At 71.6% G+C, this 15,158-nt stretch carries 15 protein-coding genes; 5 read left to right on the top strand and 10 right to left on the bottom strand.

Annotated elements, in window-relative coordinates; translation table 11 throughout:
• Positions 1-5: 5 nt before the first annotated feature.
• The gene (locus ASG51_RS03050) at positions 6-215 is read right to left on the bottom strand and encodes a hypothetical protein (RefSeq protein WP_056212257.1); all 210 of its coding nucleotides are present in this window, start codon (positions 213-215) and stop codon (positions 6-8) included.
• Positions 216-395: 180 nt separating this feature from the next.
• Between ASG51_RS03050 and ASG51_RS03045 the strand changes: the two genes are divergently transcribed.
• The 3 genes from ASG51_RS03045 (at position 396) to ASG51_RS03035 (ending at position 3,658) form a co-directional block, all read left to right on the top strand.
• Positions 396-719 carry a hypothetical protein gene (locus ASG51_RS03045; RefSeq protein ID WP_056379039.1) on the top strand — a complete coding sequence of 108 codons (324 nt, stop codon included), beginning with the start codon at positions 396-398 and terminating at the stop codon, positions 717-719.
• Positions 720-779: 60 nt separating this feature from the next.
• Complete coding sequence (locus tag ASG51_RS03040; RefSeq protein WP_056379037.1) at positions 780-1,229, top strand: GNAT family N-acetyltransferase; 450 nt, start codon at positions 780-782, stop codon at positions 1,227-1,229.
• A 227-nt stretch (positions 1,230-1,456) separates the two neighbouring features.
• Positions 1,457-3,658, top strand: a complete 2,202-nt coding sequence (locus ASG51_RS03035; protein WP_056379035.1) for a PBP1A family penicillin-binding protein — start codon at positions 1,457-1,459, stop codon at positions 3,656-3,658.
• A 113-nt stretch (positions 3,659-3,771) separates the two neighbouring features.
• Here ASG51_RS03035 and ASG51_RS03030 read toward each other — a convergent pair whose 3' ends face one another.
• The 3 genes from ASG51_RS03030 to ASG51_RS03020 form a co-directional block, all read right to left on the bottom strand.
• On the bottom strand, positions 3,772-5,289 hold the full coding sequence (locus ASG51_RS03030; protein WP_056379032.1) for an FAD-dependent monooxygenase: 1,518 nt from the start codon (positions 5,287-5,289) through the stop codon (positions 3,772-3,774).
• A gap of 115 nt (positions 5,290-5,404) precedes the next feature.
• The gene (locus tag ASG51_RS03025; protein WP_082513848.1) at positions 5,405-6,682 is read right to left on the bottom strand and encodes a porin; all 1,278 of its coding nucleotides are present in this window, start codon (positions 6,680-6,682) and stop codon (positions 5,405-5,407) included.
• An 83-nt stretch (positions 6,683-6,765) separates the two neighbouring features.
• A complete protein-coding gene (locus tag ASG51_RS03020; protein ID WP_056379030.1) occupies positions 6,766-7,605 on the bottom strand; it encodes an aldo/keto reductase in 840 nt (279 codons plus the stop codon).
• 273 nt (positions 7,606-7,878) lie between these two features.
• Between ASG51_RS03020 and ASG51_RS03015 the strand changes: the two genes are divergently transcribed.
• A complete protein-coding gene (locus ASG51_RS03015; protein WP_056212270.1) occupies positions 7,879-8,946 on the top strand; it encodes an adenylate/guanylate cyclase domain-containing protein in 1,068 nt (355 codons plus the stop codon).
• Positions 8,943-9,425 carry a YaiI/YqxD family protein gene (locus ASG51_RS03010; protein WP_056379028.1) on the top strand — a complete coding sequence of 161 codons (483 nt, stop codon included), beginning with the start codon at positions 8,943-8,945 and terminating at the stop codon, positions 9,423-9,425. Before ASG51_RS03015 ends, ASG51_RS03010 begins: the two co-directional genes overlap by 4 nt.
• Positions 9,426-9,514: 89 nt before the next feature.
• Here ASG51_RS03010 and ASG51_RS03005 read toward each other — a convergent pair whose 3' ends face one another.
• From ASG51_RS03005 to ASG51_RS02980, 6 genes are all read right to left on the bottom strand, one after another.
• Entirely contained in the window at positions 9,515-9,790 is a 276-nt protein-coding gene (locus tag ASG51_RS03005; RefSeq protein WP_056212274.1) for a BrnA antitoxin family protein, read from the bottom strand.
• 23 nt (positions 9,791-9,813) lie between these two features.
• On the bottom strand, positions 9,814-10,038 hold the full coding sequence (locus ASG51_RS03000) for a hypothetical protein (RefSeq protein ID WP_055956977.1): 225 nt from the start codon (positions 10,036-10,038) through the stop codon (positions 9,814-9,816).
• A 304-nt stretch (positions 10,039-10,342) separates the two neighbouring features.
• Positions 10,343-11,272 carry a DMT family transporter gene (locus tag ASG51_RS02995; RefSeq protein ID WP_056379026.1) on the bottom strand — a complete coding sequence of 310 codons (930 nt, stop codon included), beginning with the start codon at positions 11,270-11,272 and terminating at the stop codon, positions 10,343-10,345.
• Between the two features lie 44 nt (positions 11,273-11,316).
• Positions 11,317-12,585, bottom strand: coding sequence for an arsenic transporter (locus tag ASG51_RS02990; protein ID WP_056379024.1), 1,269 nt, complete (start codon positions 12,583-12,585; stop codon positions 11,317-11,319).
• 50 nt (positions 12,586-12,635) lie between these two features.
• Positions 12,636-13,751, bottom strand: coding sequence for a metallophosphoesterase (locus ASG51_RS02985; RefSeq protein WP_056379022.1), 1,116 nt, complete (start codon positions 13,749-13,751; stop codon positions 12,636-12,638).
• A 5-nt stretch (positions 13,752-13,756) separates the two neighbouring features.
• Positions 13,757-15,082, bottom strand: coding sequence for an MFS transporter (locus ASG51_RS02980; RefSeq protein ID WP_056379020.1), 1,326 nt, complete (start codon positions 15,080-15,082; stop codon positions 13,757-13,759).
• Positions 15,083-15,158 lie beyond the last annotated feature (76 nt).

The following is a 15,158-nucleotide window of genomic DNA, read 5'->3' as shown; positions in this document are numbered from 1 at the left end:
ATCGATCAGGTGTCCGCGCGGGCGCCTCGCGTGATCGCCTCCACCATGCCCTGCGACAGCCGCACGAACTGGCCGGTGCCATGCCCGCGCGCATCGAGGAGTTCGGCGAAGACCGGCTTGGCCGGCTCGTAGGCCAGGGCGTCGCGGGACCGCGGCCTTCGGCGCTTCTCCCGGAGGCGGTCGGCAAGGGCGGCAGGAACGAACGGATCGCGCAAGTCCGGCAGGCTCCTCGTCATGGCCCGCGCGGGTGGGAACCCGCCGGGCGAGGCCCGGGCTTAGGTCCAGGGTGGTTGCGGGAAGCTTAAGGCCGGGCCGCCCGTCACGCTCAGAACCCGCGATCACGGAACCGTATTCCCGCGGCCGTGGTTGGGTCTGCCGAACAGGGAGAAAACTTGATGTCTGACAGCGTGTTGGCGACCGTGACCGTTCCGTCTCTCAGGGCCGCCCGCGTGGCACGGGATCGTCTGTCGCGCGCCGGCTTCGCCCGCAACAGCATCGAGATCGACCGCGTGGACGACGACGCCTTCGAAGTGTCGATCGCGACCCGGCCGGAGAACCATGCCCGGGCCGAGCGCATCCTCAGCGGCTCGCCCCAGGGCAACGACCTGCGGGCCGCAGGACAGGCCGTGGCGAGCCGCTTCCAGGACAATCGCGGTCTCGCCCTCGGTCTCGCGGCCCTGGCGGGTTTCGCCCTGTTCGGCCTGATGCGCCGGGACTAGAACCACCCGCAAGACCCTCGCTCCGCCGGCTCCGGCCGGGGGAGCCGACCGGAGCGATGCGTGGCGAGCCGTTACGGGCTGGAGATCCGGGCGGCGAACGGCAGCGACGCGGCGGGCCTCGCCGAACTTCTGCGCGGCACCGGCCACCCCGCCGCGAGCGAGACTTTGGCCGAGCGGATCGAGGCCCTGCGGCACGGCTCGGGCGCGGCCTTCGTCGCGGTCGACTGGGGTCCGCCGAGCGGCCTCGTCGTCCTGCACTGGTATCCCTCCCTCACGGCCAGCCTGCCCACGGCGCAGATCACCACCCTGCTGGTGGATCCCGAGGCCCGACGGCGCGGTATCGGCCGCCTTCTCCTCAAGGCGGCCTCGCAGGCGGCGCGCTCGGCCGGATGCGGCGAGATTCAGTTGCTGGCCCGCCACGACCAGGCGGATCTGCAGGCCTTCGGCGCCGCCACCGGATTCAGCGATCACGGCTCCGTCTCGGTCCGGCCCCTGCGCAAGAAGGGGTGAGCAGGCCCGCCGGGTTGCGGGGGTCGAGCGGGCGCCCGCGCGGCCGCTCCCGCCGCCCCGGTCGCCCCCTGAACATCCGGTGCACGAACCGCGCGGGCCGTCGAATTTCCCCTGGTTTTTCAAGGCTTTGAAAAATCAGCCGGTTAACACCCCTTAAACCCGCCGCAATTACCGTGCGCTAGCAGGGTCGCTCGAATCGCGAACGAACCTTGGGGCAGACGGGACGCATGGCGAAGGGACGTGGAGGCGCGGGCAGGGGGGAGCCGAACTTCGACCTGCCCGAGGGCCGTGTCGGGGACCCGGCCGATCTCGATCTGCGGCTCTCGCGCGCCGATCGCGCGGGAGGCGGCGTGGCACGAGGCGAGTCAGGTTCACGGGGCGGCCGCGGCGCGAAGAGCCGTGCCCCCGCCCCATCACGGGCGCTGCGCAAGGCGCCGCGCCGGGCCCGACGCTCGATCCTCGGCCGGCTCGTCTACGGCGTCCTCGTCCTCGGCCTCTGGGGCGTGATCGGCATCGCGGGGCTCGTGGCCTACCACGCGTCGCAGCTGCCGCCGATCGACCAGCTCGCGGTCCCCAAGCGCCCGCCCAACATCGCCATCCTGGCGAGCGACGGTTCGCTCCTGGCCAATCGCGGCGAGACCGGCGGCCGGGTGGTCGGCATCAAGGAACTGCCGCCCTACCTGCCGCGTGCCTTCGTGGCCATCGAGGACCGGCGCTTCTACAGCCATTTCGGCGTCGATCCCGTCGGCATCGCCCGCGCGGTCGCCCAGAACGTGACCCGCCGCGGCGTGTCGCAGGGCGGCTCGACCCTGACGCAGCAGCTCGCCAAGAACCTGTTCCTCACCCCGGAACGCTCCGCATCGCGAAAGATCCAGGAGGCGATCCTCGCCCTCTGGCTGGAGCACAAGTACAGCAAGGACGAGATCCTCGAGCTCTACCTCAACCGCGTCTATTTCGGCGCCGGCGCCTACGGTGTGGAGGCCGCGGCCCAGCGCTATTTCGGCAAGCCCGCCAAGGCCGTGACGCTGGCGGAGGCGGCCATGCTCGGCGGCCTCGTGCAGGCGCCGTCGCGCCTGGCGCCGAACCGCAACCTGCCCGCCGCCCAGGTCCGTGCCGCCCAGGTGCTCGCCGCCATGGAGGAGCTGGGCTTCGCCAAGCCCTCCGACGTCAAGCTGGCGCTCGCGACCCCGGCCCGGCCCGCCGGTGTACGCGGCGGCGGCTCGGCCAACTACGTCGCCGACCTCGTCATGGATGTCCTCGACGACTTCGTGCCGAAGTTCGAGAGCGACATCGTCATCGCCACCACCGTCGAGACCGGCCTTCAGGCCGCCGGCGAGAAGGCGCTGGTGGACGAGCTGAACCAGAAGGGCGGCCGCTACAACGTCGCCCAGGGCGCCCTCGTTTCGATGAAGCCGGACGGGGCGATCCGCGCCCTGGTGGGCGGGCGCGACTATGCCCAGAGCCAGTTCAACCGCGCCACCACGGCCAAGCGCCAGCCCGGCTCGTCGTTCAAGCCCTTCGTCTACCTCGCGGCGGTCGAGCACGGCCTGACCCCCGATTCCGTGCGGGAGGACGCCCCGATCAGCATCAGGGGCTGGAGCCCGGAGAACTATTCCCGCGATTACCGGGGCGCGGTGACCCTACGCGACGCCCTCGCGCTCTCCCTCAACACCGTGGCGGTCCGCCTCGGCCAGGAGGTCGGGCCCAAGACCGTGGTGCAGACGGCCCAGCGCCTCGGCATCTCCTCCCCGCTGCAGGCCAACGGTTCGATCGCGCTCGGCACTTCGGAGGTGACGCCCCTGGAGATGGTGGGCGCCTACGCCGCCTTCGCCAATGGCGGCACGGGGGTGATCCCCTACGTCATCGCCAGCGTGAAGAGTGCCGACGGCAAGGTGCTCTACCGGCGCAAGGACGGCGGCCTCGGCCGCGTCATCGACGCCAACGCGGTCTCGATGATGAACGCCATGATGCACGAAACCTTCGTGAGCGGCACCGCCAGGAAGGCGGAGGTTCCGGGCTGGGATCTCGCCGGCAAGACCGGCACCAGCCAGGACTTCCGCGATGCCTGGTTCATCGGCTACTCGGCCACCCTGGTGACCGGCGTCTGGCTCGGCAACGACGACGGCGAGCCGACGAAGAAGGTCTCGGGCGGCAACCTGCCGGGCGAGATCTGGAAGGCCTACATGACCGTGGCGCTGAAGGGCCAGAGCCCGGTGATGCTCCCCGGCGCCAATCGCTGGCGCAACCGCGGCCCGTCGTCCGAGCCCGCCGTCACCAACAGCACCCCGGGTGGCCTGATCGGCGCCCTCCTGGGCGAGCCGCAGGCCGCCGCCCCGCCGCGCCCGGCCGCCCGCCACGCGGATGCGAGCCGCGGCCCGAGCCAGGACGACCGCAACTTCCTCGAGAAGCTGTTCGGGGTCGGCGAGTAGCGCCGGCTCCGGATCCCCTCCAATCGTTGCTGCGGGGTGACGGGTCCGCGCTTCGCCCAGGCGCAGCGCGAGCCGGCGGATACGGTCCTGGCTCCGGTCCAGCCGGACCAATGTCAGTCGTCCGCTCCCCAGGTCAGCCCGTGCTGCGCCTGGAAGGCGGCCAGCGTCGAGACGGAGGCTTGCCCATCGGCGAGGGCCACGTAGCCGTCGGGCCGCACGAGGTAGAGGGCGTCCCGGGCAAGGCCGACGCGCTCGGCCTCGGGGCTCCAGGCGCAGACGTGCAGGCGCAGACCCTGCTGACCGCACCAGCGCGCCAGGTCCGGCGCCGCCGCCCCGTGGACCCGCACCCGCCATTCCGGGTCGTCCACCTCCGCGCCCGGCACCCAAGGCAGCCGGTCCCCGCCATGGACCCGGCCCGCCCGGCCGGCGCTGAGCGCGCTGTGCCGGTAGGCCAGGGCGATCTGCCCGATCGTTCGGAACAGGTAGCGCCGGAGGGCCGGGGAACCGGCGACGAGCCGTGCCAGCAGGGGCGCGAGGGTGGTCCGCCCGAGCTGCGCCAGCGGGGTCTCCGACGTCGCCAGGGTAAACACCCGGTCCGTCGTCGCGACGAGCCGGCGGGCAAAGCCGATCCGCTCGGTCTCGTAGGTGTCGAGCAAAGCGTCGTCGGCCCGCCCCCGGAGACAGGCGGCGAGCTTCCAGCCGAGATTCATCGCGTCGCCGATGCCGGTGTTCATGCCCTGCCCGCCGGCCGGGCTGTGAATGTGTCCCGCATCCCCGAGCAGGAAGGCGCGCCCGTCGCGAAAGCGGTCGGCGACCCGGTGATGCACCCGGTAGGTCGAGAACCAATTCACGGTCCGCGGCGCGATCCGCAGCCGCTCCAGCGCCGTAACGGCGATCTCGTCGAAGGTCAGGCGCTCGCCGCGACCGGCCTGATCGTCGCGCATCGTTCCGACGAGGCGCGCCCGCCCGCGCTCCGCCAGGGGGAACACGGCGAGGAAATCGGCGGCCCCGTCGAGGTTGAGATGGATCTCGCCGTCGATGGCCGGGCCGTCCGCGGCGAGATCGGCGACGTAGAAGAAGCGATCGTAGGTGCCGCCCGGGAACCCGATGCCCAGGGTCTCGCGCACCGTCGAGCGGGCGCCGTCGCACCCGGCAAGATAGGCGGTCGCCACCTGGGCCGGCGCTCCCTCGGCCGTGCGCAGGGTGGCGACGACGCGCGCCCTGTCCTGCGTGAACCCGATGAGTTCGGTGCCTCGCTCAACCCGGATCCCGGCCGCGGCGAGACGATCGATCAGGAGCCGCTCGTGCGCGTCCTGCGGGTAGATCAGCAGGAAAGGATAGGGCGTCGGGTTCCGCGGGTCGGCCGCGAAGGCCACGCGGGCGCGCCGGGTGCCGGCGGTCCAGACGTTGACGGCCGGCACCCGGTGCCCCGCGGCGGCGACCGCCTCGGCGACGCCGAGGAGGCGGTAGAGTTCGAGGGTGCGCGCCTGGATTCCGAGCGCCCGGGAGGCGGTGCCGGGCCCCGCTGTCCGGTCGATGATCCGGACGCGGATGCCGAGCCGTGTCAACCACAGGGCGAGGACCAGCCCCGTGGGCCCGGCGCCCACGATCAGGACTTCCGTGCGTTCCATGGATCGTCATGCCGACCCGGATCGCCGGGCGCGGCCCGGCCTGCCGGCGCATCGTAGCATCGCCCCGGGGGCCGGCCGCAAGCCTGCCCAACGGGCTTAGGCCATCCCGAACCGCCTACCAGTAGAGCTGAAACCGCCCGATGAAGCTGTCCGCGTCGATGGTGCGGCCGCCCTGCACCGCCGACGGGCTGGTATGCGAGCGGACGTAGTCGGCGACCACGCGGATGTTGCGGTCGGGGTACCAGTTCAGTCCGACCGTGACGTCGCGCTCGATGCCGCCGCGAATGCCGGCATCGTCGAGGTCGATGGCGCTGAAGCGGGTGCCGAGTTCGAAGACGCCGATCCCGCCCCGCGAGACACGGTCGGCCTCCGCCACCTGCACGCCGGAGAAGATCGCGTAGGTGGCACCGTAATCGGGGGCGAGCTTGTAGGCGCGGCCCTTGCCGTTGAGAATGAGGCTGGCCTGGACGTAGCCGCCCTGGAAGCCGACCGTGCGGGCGCCCCCGAAGCGCTCCACCTCCGTGCGGATGTACTCGGCCTGGACCAGGAACGGGCCGTCGCGATAGGCCGCCTCGAGGCCGATGCGACGGACGCCCGACGCGTCGCGGATGGCGCCGGTGTCGACGAAGTCGCGCTGGTACAGGAACGCCTCGGACCGGCTCGACAGCGACAGCCCCTGCCCGTCGCGGGGCAGATCGCGAAAGCTTCCGGCGAGGCCGAGATGCAGCACCCGTTCGTCCTCGTGGATCGGCGCGTAGGTGGCGCGCCCCGTGGCGGCGACGCCCTCGCTGCCGACCCCGGTATTGGCGTTGCCGCCGAAGACGCTGGCGACCACCGTCCAGTCCTCTCCGTGGCGGCCGAGCGCGAAACCGAAATTGCGGGCCGGCGCGAAGGCGTCGGCGAGCGAGCGCTCGGTGAACAGGGTGTTGTTGTCGCCGGTCAGCTGGTCGAGGCTGAAGGGCTCCTTCATGTTGCCTACCGTCAGGAGGGTGTTCGCGAAGCCCGTATAGGCGGCGGCCGCGTCATTGATCGGCCGCATCGGGTCGGCGAAATCGTACTGGAGGGCGAGCTCCAGGCTCTTGCCAAGGGTGAGATAGCTCTCGATCCAGGCCCGGCGCACCGCGAAATTCTCCGGGAAGGGCTCGGGAAAGCCGGGCTGCCGGATGGCCGCCGCCCCGTAATCGAGCTGCAGCTTGCCGCCGATGCGCAGCTTGGCGACATCGGGGAAGCGCAGGGTGATGCCCTTCTCGTCGATCGTCAGGGTCTCGCCGTTGGGCTGGTCGGGATTGCGCGTGTCGGGCCGGCTCTTGTCGGTCTTGGCGTCCTCGGACAGCGCAGGGGTGCCGGCGAGGCAGCACAGGCCGAGGACGACCGGATCCAGCCATCGCACCATCGTACGCATTCCTCACAGGGGCCCGGCGCCGACCGTCGGCACCGGATCCTCCCCGGCCTTTGGCCACAACTTCGCCCCGGCCGCTACAGCATCGGCAGGCTGCGCGGGCGTGGACCGCGCGGGAAGGCCGCCTCGAGGGCGGCGCGATCCTCCGGCGTCAGGCCGATCGACCCCGCCGCCGCGTTCGCCCGGGCCCGCTCGGGCCGCGCCGTCTTCGGGATGGTGAAGGTGCCCTCCTCCCGGGTCAGGAACGCGACGGCGATGGCCCGCGCCGTGGTGCCGTGCACCTCCGCCAGGCGGGCGAGCACCCGGCCTCCGGCGCGTCCGGCCTCGGGGAAGTCGCCGCTCCCGAAGGGCGAATAGCCGACCAGGGCGACGCCGTTGCGTCGGCACCAGGGCAGCACCGCGTGCTCGATGGCGCGCTCCTTCAGATGGTAGAGCACCTGATTGCAGGCGATCTGGCCCGGCCCCGCGATCGCCAGGGCCTCGTCGAGATCGGCGACGTCGAAGTTGCTCACCCCCCAGGACCGGATCTTGCCCGCCTGCTTGAGGGCGGAGAAGCCCGCGATGGTGTCCTCCAGCGGGTAACGGCCCGGCCAGTGCAGCAGGTAGGCGTCGAGATGGTCGGTGCCGAGGCGCTTCAGCGAGCGCTCGCAGGCGGCGACCACCCCCGCCCGGCTGGCGTTGCCGGGCACCACCTTCGACACCAGGAATACCTCCGCGCGCCGTCCCGCGATGGCCTCGCCCACCAGGGGCTCGGCCTCGCCGTACATCTCGGCGGTGTCGATATGCGTCAGGCCGGCGTCGAGGCCCGCCCGCAGGGTCGCGACCGCGGCGGCGCGGTCCGCCTGGTCGAGGTGCCACGTGCCCTGTCCGATGACGGGCACCGCCGGCCCCGCCGTCCCGAAGGTTCTACTCCGCATCCGCCTCGCGCTCCCAGAATGGTGATCTCCTCTGGCAACGCATGGCGGCCACACCGGTCCCCGATCCGCGGGCCTGCGTCACCTTGGCCTTACTCGCGCCATCATAGGGCGATGATCAGGACGGGGTTCGAAGCTCGGCGCGCCAAGGGGCGCCGCCGCCTCCGGACCCATCCCCGAAGGGGTCCATCCGTTGCGCAGCGCTGCACCCTCCCCCATCCTGACCGGATCGCCGCGGCCGGCCCCCGCCGGGGCACCGCACGAGGGACGCCGCTGATGCTGCCGCAGCACCGCTGGTTCTGGCTCCTCATCCTCTTCGCCTGCGGCGGCGCGGGCCTCCTCTACAACGTGCTGTTCGCCGGCGGCGCGACGCCCCTCGCCGGCCTGACCTACGGCCTGGCCGTGGGCGGCACGACGCTCGCCTTCGACCGGGGCATGATCCTGGGCGGCCTACAGGCGCGGATGCGCCGGATGCCGGCGAAGCTCTACGTGCCGGCGGCCGAGCTCGCCTACGTGCTGATGATCGCCGCCGGGATCGCGCTGGGCGGGTTGCTGGTCTGGGCTCTCGGACTCACCGACGACGACCTCAGCCACGCGGTGCGGATCACCCCGCGGGTGCTGGCCTACTGCCTCGCGGTCTCGGCGATGCTCGTCTTCGTCATCCGCATGCGCGATCTCATCGGCGGCGAGGTGTTCGTGAACTTCCTCGTGGGGCGCTACCACCAGCCCGTGCGGGAGGAACGGATCTTCCTGTTCCTCGACGTCGTCGGATCGACCGCCTTCGCCGAAACCCACGGCGACCTGAAGGCCCAGGCCTATCTCGGCGCGGTCTTCGCAGCCCTCGCCGAGCCCGTCCGGCGCAACGCCGGCTCCATCGACGACTATATCGGCGACATGGCGATGATCACCTGGCCGATGGCCCGCGGCCTGAAGGATGCGCGCTGCGTCGCCTGCGTGTTCGACGTGATGGACCGCCTGGACGCGGAATCCGAGGCCTGGATGGCGCGGTTCGGCACCGTGCCGCGCCTGCGCGCGGCCCTGCACGGCGGCTCGATCGTCACGGCGGAAGTCGGAGTCGACCGGCACAAGATCGCGTATTTCGGCGATGCGGTGAACGTCACCGCGCGCATCGAATCCCTGTGCCGGCCCCTCGGCACCGAGATCCTCGTCTCGGACGACCTGCTGGCCCGGATCGCGCGCCTGCCCGCGGGCATCCGCGCCCGAGCCCTCGGCGCCCACGCCCTGCGGGGGCGCGGCCAGCCCCTCAGCGTCTCGACCCTGGAGCGCGTCGGGACGGAGACGGTGGAGTCCGGCGTACCGCCGCACGCGGTCGCCGCGCAGTGAGCGGGGTCGAGCCGACCCGGTCCATCGTCGTCTACATCGACGCGGATGCCTGCCCGGTGAAGGACGAGACCTACCGGGTCGCCGGCCGATACGGGCTGCACGTCTGTGTCGTCGCCAACAGTTTCCTGGCGCTGCCGCGGGAGCCGTGGATCGAACGGGTGGTGGTCAGCGACGGGTTCGACGCCGCCGATGACTGGATCGCCGAGCGAGCCCGGCCCGGTGCCATCGTCGTCACCGCCGATGTGCCCCTGGCCAGCCGCTGCGTGAAGGCGGGCGCCGACGTGCTCGCCCCCACCGGCAAGCCCTTCAGCGAGAGCGGCATCGGCATGGCGCTGGCCACGCGCAACCTGATGCAGGACCTGCGCGAGGCCGGCGCGATCACCGGCGGGCCGAAGCCGTTCTCGGCCCGCGACCGCTCGGCCTTCCTCGGCGCCCTCGACCGCACCGTGATGCGGCTGAAGCGGGGCGGCTTCGGCTAGGCTTCCGAATCCGAATCGTCGACCGGTGCGGCAGAGCCGATGCCCCCACGACCAGGCCTCGCGGCGGCGTTGCGCCGTGCGGCCCCGGCCTAGAGCCCGGCGGCGGCCTTGAGCGCCGCGTTGATGCGATCCTGCCAGCCCGGACCGTCCTTCTGGAAATGCTCGAGCACGGCGCGGTCGAGGCGCAGGCTGACCATCTCGCGGGCGCCGGGCACGACCGAGGCCGGGGCGGCCGGCGTGGCCGAGATCGTCTTGGCCGTTCCGATGGGCTTAGCGGTCTCGACGGGTTTGGTGGTGGCGGCCTTGAAGGCCGCCTCGGCGGCCTGTCGCGGGTCGCTCGGTCGACGGGAGCGGTCGAATGCCATGGCTTCTCCTCCGCCGGGCCGTCTCAGGACCGCTTGCGCTTGGGCGCGGGCGGCGGGGCGGCGGCCTTCGCTTCGGCGTCGGCGGCCTCCTTGGCCAAGCGCAGGGCCCGCAGCTTCACCGTCCGCTCGTCCACGGCCTTCACCGAGGCGAGATGCTCGGCCATGGCCTGGGCGCCTTCCTTGGCCATCCGCTCGGCCCGCTCGGCGCGCTCCTCGGATCGGGTCCGGGCGTCGGTCTCGTCGCTCATTGCATTCCTGTCCTTGAACCCTCCCGCACGCGCTCGGCGCGGCGTCGCAGATGCCCGTCGGCGCGGCCGCGTGGGCGGTCCGGGCGCCGGATTTCGGTGACCGATCAGGTCGTGACGCGCGCCGGACTCGGCCGGGAGACGGCAATCGGGCGGCACGAGAGGCTGTCCACACACCCTTGACGCGGATCGGCTCCGGGCGGGATCGTCGGAGGTTTAGCACGCCGGGCGCCGAAAAGGCCAACGTTTCCCGGCGGCTGCAACCGCTTGTCCTCAAGCTTCGCGTTTTCGAATACGCAGGGGCCGCTCAAAACACCGAGATCAGCACGATGCCGGCGACCATCAGGGCCGCACCGCCGAGCCGGGCGGGCCCGGCCTTGACCTGCTTCATGCCGACCCAGCCGAAATGGTCGAGGGCCACCGAGGTCAGGAGGTTGGCGGTGATGAGGAGGCCGTTGAAGGCACCCGCCCCCACCTTGTCGACGAAGAGCAGGCCGCCGAACACCGCCACCGCCCCGGTGATGCCGGCGAGCGGCATCCACCAGCGCACGCCGGACACGTCCTGCCGGGTGGGCAGCGGGGTCGGGCGCACGAGGAACACCAGCACGAACACGAACACGACGGGCAGGAAGGAGACGGTGGCGGCGAGCCAGGGGTTCACCAGGGCGCCGCGCAGCTGCGAATTCCAGACGACGCCGACGGCCTGCAGGATGCCCGCGATGACGATGAAGGGGTAGAGCAGCTTCGGGTTGAGGCCGTGACCGCTATCCTTGTCCCCGCCCGTGTCGGCGGTGGTGCGGGCGATGAAGAACACGCCGATCGCCATCAGCAGTCCGCCGAGCCAGGGCATCAGCTTGAAGCCGCCGCCCTGGAGGCCGAACAGGCCGAAGGAATCCATGGCGAGGGAGGCCAGGATGTTGGCCGTGAGCGTCAGGCCGTTGAACGGCCCCGCACCGACCTTGTCGATGAAGGCGAGCCCGCCGAACACCGCCACCGCGCCGGCGACGCCGCCGAGCGGCGCGTACCAGGGCATCTTGCCGAGGGTCTCCAGGGTGGGGAGCGGCGTCGGCATCACGAGGAACAGCGTGGCGAACACGAACACGATGGGCAGGAACGAGACCGAGGCGGCGAGCCAGGGGTTCACGAGCCGGCCGCGCAGCTGCGCGTTCATCGAATTGCCGAGCGCCTGCAGGACGCCCGCGACGAGGATGAAGGGATAGAGCAGTGCGGCGTTCACGGGGGACCTTGGGCTGGGGGACTTCGGGCTGAGACGCGAGGGATCTAGACGAGGAGCAGGCCGGCCAGCGCCAGCAGCAGCGCGGGCGGCATGACGAGCAGCCCGAGCTTCAGGAAGCGCCAGAAGCCGACGTCCTGGCCCTCGCGGCGGATCGCGGTCAGCCACAGGATGGTGGCCAGCGAGCCCGTCACCGAGAGGTTCGGACCGATGTCGACCCCGATCAGCACCGCGCCCGCGACCGTGTCGGGCACGTGGGCGGTCTGCACCGCGGCACCCGCGATGAGGCCGGCGGGGAGGTTGTTGACGAGGTTGCAGAGCACCGCGATCAGGGTGCCGGCGCCCCAGGCGGTCTCGACGGGCGAGGCGGCGGCCGCCTGCCTCAGCGCATCGGCGATCATGCGCAGGACGCCGGTCTTCTCCAGTGCCTCGACCAGCACGAACAGGCCGGCGACCAGGGGCAGCACGCTCCAGGACACGTCCTTGGCGACCTCGACGAGGCCGCCGCGCTTCATCAGGAGGACGGCCGCCGTGGTGAGGCCACCGGCCACGAAGGTCGGAAGGCCGAGATCGAGCCCCAGGGCGGAGGCGCCGATGAGGACGCCGCCGGTGGCCACGATGCCGAGGCCGGCGACGAGCCCGGTCCGCGACAGGCGTACCGTTTCGACATCGGTAGCGACCTGCTGGTCGCGCAGAACGGAATTCTGCGTCAGGCGAAGGGTGGCGTAGGTGGCGACGATGGCCAGCACCGAGGGCAGCGCGAACATCGCCAGCCACTGCGTCAGCGGCGGCATGTGCTCGGCGAAGACCACGAGGTTGGCCGGGTTCGAGATCGGCAGCACGAAGCTCGCCGCATTAGCGATGAAGGCGCAGATCAGGAGGTAGGGCAGCGGGTTCTCGACCTTGGCGGCCTTGGTGGCGGCGTAGACGGCCGGGGTCAGCACCACCGCGCAGGCATCGTTGGAGAGGAAGACCGTCACCACGGTGCCGACGACGTAGATCAGGGTGAACAGGCGGGTGGCCGAGCCCTTGGCCGCCCGCACCGCGATGCCGGCGAGCCAGTCGAACAGGCCCTCCTTCCGCGCCACCTCCGACATCAGCATCATGCCGACGAGGAAGAGATAGACGTCGGTACCCTTGAGGACGCCCTCCCAGGCGGTCCCGGCCGGCATCAGGCCGAACACCACGAGGGCGGCGGCGCCCAGGACGGCCCAGATCGCCTCCGGCCAGGAGAAGGGACGGGTGATCACCCCCAGGGTGGCCACGGCGGCGATCGCCCATGTGACGAGGTTCGGGGTCAGCGTCAGCGCACCCATCGGGTTCGGAATCCTTGGTCGGAAAGAAAGTCGGGCAGGGCGGATGCGCCCTACCAGTGGCGCCCGTTGCGGTTCGGGCCGAGCTGGGTGCCGAGGATGCCCCGGTCCGGCCAGGCGCCGACGGAATCCGCGTCGCTGCCGAGGCCCTTGGAGCGGACGAGGGCGCCGACGTCGCCGGCCGGCTCGATCTGGTCCTGGCCGACGCCGCCCTCGGAATCCTGGGCGCGGACGGTGAGGCGTCCCGCGCCGGGGGGCCAGTCGACCGTGGCGCGGAAGCGGCGCTCGCCCTCGGCGCGCCGCATCGGGCGCCAGGGACCGCCGTCGATGCTGAACTCGCAGACCGCCGTCCGGCCGGCACCGAGCACCAGGGCGCGGATCTCGGTGGTGCCCGAGACGATGTGGTCCTCGGCATGGGCGAGGCGGCGGTCGGCCGGCGCGGTGATCACCACGAAGGGCCAGCCCTGCGCCAGTTCCTTGAAGCGCCAGCTCACCACGCCCCGGTCGATCGCCGCGATGGTGTAACCGACCGGCCCCTCCTCGATCTGGCCCGTCGAGCGGGTCGCCGCGTAGATGGTCCGGCCGTCATTGGCGAGTTCGTTGTAGTGGGTGTGCCCCATCTCGACGAGGCGGATGCGCGAGCCGTGCACGAGTTCTGCGACCGTCGCAGCCTCGCCCTCCCCCGTCAGGTCGGCGGGGTAGCTGTGCATGAACAGGGCGCAGTCGTGCCCTTCCGCCTCGGCGGCGTCCGCCTCCCGCCGGAGCCAGGCGACCTGCCCGTCGCCGAGGCGAAAATCCGGTCCGCCGGAGCCCGGCCCGCACATGTCGAGGAACAGGCAGCGGGTGCCCGACACCGTCACCGCGTAGGGCAGCCTCGGCACGCCGAGGCCGGCATAGAACGCCGCGAGGCTCCCGGTTTCCATGTCGTGGTCGCCGGTGATGACGTGGAAAGGCCGGCGCAGGCGGTCGAGTTCGGCGCGCACCAGGGCGTACTGCGCGGGCGTGCCGTTGTCGGCGTTGTCGCCGGGCAGATAGACGAAGTCGACCCCGTCCACGGCGTTGATCTGGTCCACGATGGCGTGGAGGTCGCGGGCGTTGTCGGCGTCCGCATCGGTGAGGTGCAGGTCGCCGATATGGGCGAAGGCGAGGATGTCGTCGGTGGCGGCCATGGGGGTCAGGCCGCCGGCGCAGGGACGGGCGTCAGGCCGCCACCGTCGGCGCCGGAGCGGCCGGGCTCGTAGCCGCGCGTCTCCGGCATCGCGAAGAGGTAGAGGGCGAAGCCCAGACCCGCGATGGCGGCCAGGGACAGGAACGCGGTCGAGTAGCCCGCCGACACGATGATCAGGCCGGCGAGGGTTGCGCTCAGCGCCGCGCCCAGGCTCTGGGCCGTGGCGACGGCCCCCTGGGAGACGTTGAACCGGCCCGTGCCCCGGGTCAGGTCGGCGACGATGACGGGGAAGAGGGCGCCGTAGATGCCGGCGCCGACGCCGTCGAGGAGCTGGACGCCCACGAGATAGAACGGGTTGTCCGACAGGGTGTAGAGCACGCCCCGGATCGCCAGGACGCCGAAGGCCGCGAGGAAGATCGGCTTGCGCCCGATCGCATCTGCCTTGGCGCCGACGAACACCGCCACCGGCACCATCACCAGCTGCGCGGCCACGATGCAGATCGCGATCAGTGAGGTGGCGTTGTCCTTGCCGGAGAGCTTCGTGAGCAGCTGCCCCACCGAGGTGAGCATCGCGGCGTTCGAGAGGTGGAACAGCGCGGCCAGCACCGCGAAGAGCAGCAGGTACTTGTTCTTCAGGAGCGCGGTGAGGCCCGAGGGTTCCTCCTCGCCCTCGGTCCGGGCCTGCGTCTCGGTCTGGTCGAGGCCGCGGGCGAGATCATCGTCGATGGAATCTGCGGGCACCATCAGCATGGCGCCGATGCTGCACACGGCGAGCAGCGCCATCAGCCAGAACACCACGATCGGTCCGAAGAAGTAGGCAGTGCCGCCGGCGATCGCAGCAGAGGCGGCGTTGCCCGCATGGTTGAAGCCCTCGTTGCGGCCGATGCGCTTGGCGAACAGCTTCGGGCCGACGACGCCGAGGGTGATGGCGGCCAGCGCCGGCGGGAAGATCGCCCCGGCGATGCCGGCCACCGATTGCGTGGCGGCCACCACGTAGAAGTTCGTGATGAAGGGCAGGACGAGGCAGCTCAGCGTGACTGCGACGGCCGCCGCGATGACGATGGCGCGCTTGTGATTGGTCCGGTCGATCAGCGCCCCGGCTGGCGTCTGGGCGATGAGGCCGGCGATGCCCGCGATGGTCATGACGAGGCCGGTGGTGGCCTCGTTCCAGCCCTGGTCCGGCCCCCGCACGGCGATCAGGTAGATCGCCAGGTAGGGACCAAGCCCATCGCGGACGTCGGCGAGGAAGAAGTTGAGCGCATCGAGCCCCCGCAGGACACGGGCCGACGGGTTTCGCATCGGAGCGGTGCGGGAGGAGAGCGGCTCGGCCATGAGGGGCCCTTCCGGACGTTCGAGCAGGACGATGTGAGATCGGGCTCGCAGGGGACCGGATTCCTTGCCCCCACCA

This window comes from Methylobacterium sp. Leaf465, assembly GCF_001424705.1.
Taxonomy (GTDB): Bacteria; Pseudomonadota; Alphaproteobacteria; order Rhizobiales; family Beijerinckiaceae; genus Methylobacterium.
This window is presented reverse-complemented; position numbering and strand designations above follow the sequence as displayed.

Bases quoted from the DNA above. Each gene is read 5' to 3' on its own strand.
- ASG51_RS03045 (WP_056379039.1), top strand. From the start codon at position 396: ATGTCTGACAGCGTGTTGGCGACCGTGACCGTTCCGTCTCTCAGGGCC.
- ASG51_RS03035 (WP_056379035.1), top strand. From the start codon at position 1,457: ATGGCGAAGGGACGTGGAGGCGCGGGCAGGGGGGAGCCGAACTTCGAC.
- ASG51_RS03030 (WP_056379032.1), bottom strand. From the start codon at position 5,289: ATGGAACGCACGGAAGTCCTGATCGTGGGCGCCGGGCCCACGGGGCTG.
- ASG51_RS03025 (WP_082513848.1), bottom strand. From the start codon at position 6,682: ATGGTGCGATGGCTGGATCCGGTCGTCCTCGGCCTGTGCTGCCTCGCC.
- ASG51_RS03020 (WP_056379030.1), bottom strand. From the start codon at position 7,605: ATGCGGAGTAGAACCTTCGGGACGGCGGGGCCGGCGGTGCCCGTCATC.
- ASG51_RS03015 (WP_056212270.1), top strand. From the start codon at position 7,879: ATGCTGCCGCAGCACCGCTGGTTCTGGCTCCTCATCCTCTTCGCCTGC.
- ASG51_RS03005 (WP_056212274.1), bottom strand. From the start codon at position 9,790: ATGGCATTCGACCGCTCCCGTCGACCGAGCGACCCGCGACAGGCCGCC.
- ASG51_RS03000 (WP_055956977.1), bottom strand. From the start codon at position 10,038: ATGAGCGACGAGACCGACGCCCGGACCCGATCCGAGGAGCGCGCCGAG.
- ASG51_RS02990 (WP_056379024.1), bottom strand. From the start codon at position 12,585: ATGGGTGCGCTGACGCTGACCCCGAACCTCGTCACATGGGCGATCGCC.
- ASG51_RS02985 (WP_056379022.1), bottom strand. From the start codon at position 13,751: ATGGCCGCCACCGACGACATCCTCGCCTTCGCCCATATCGGCGACCTG.
- ASG51_RS02980 (WP_056379020.1), bottom strand. From the start codon at position 15,082: ATGGCCGAGCCGCTCTCCTCCCGCACCGCTCCGATGCGAAACCCGTCG.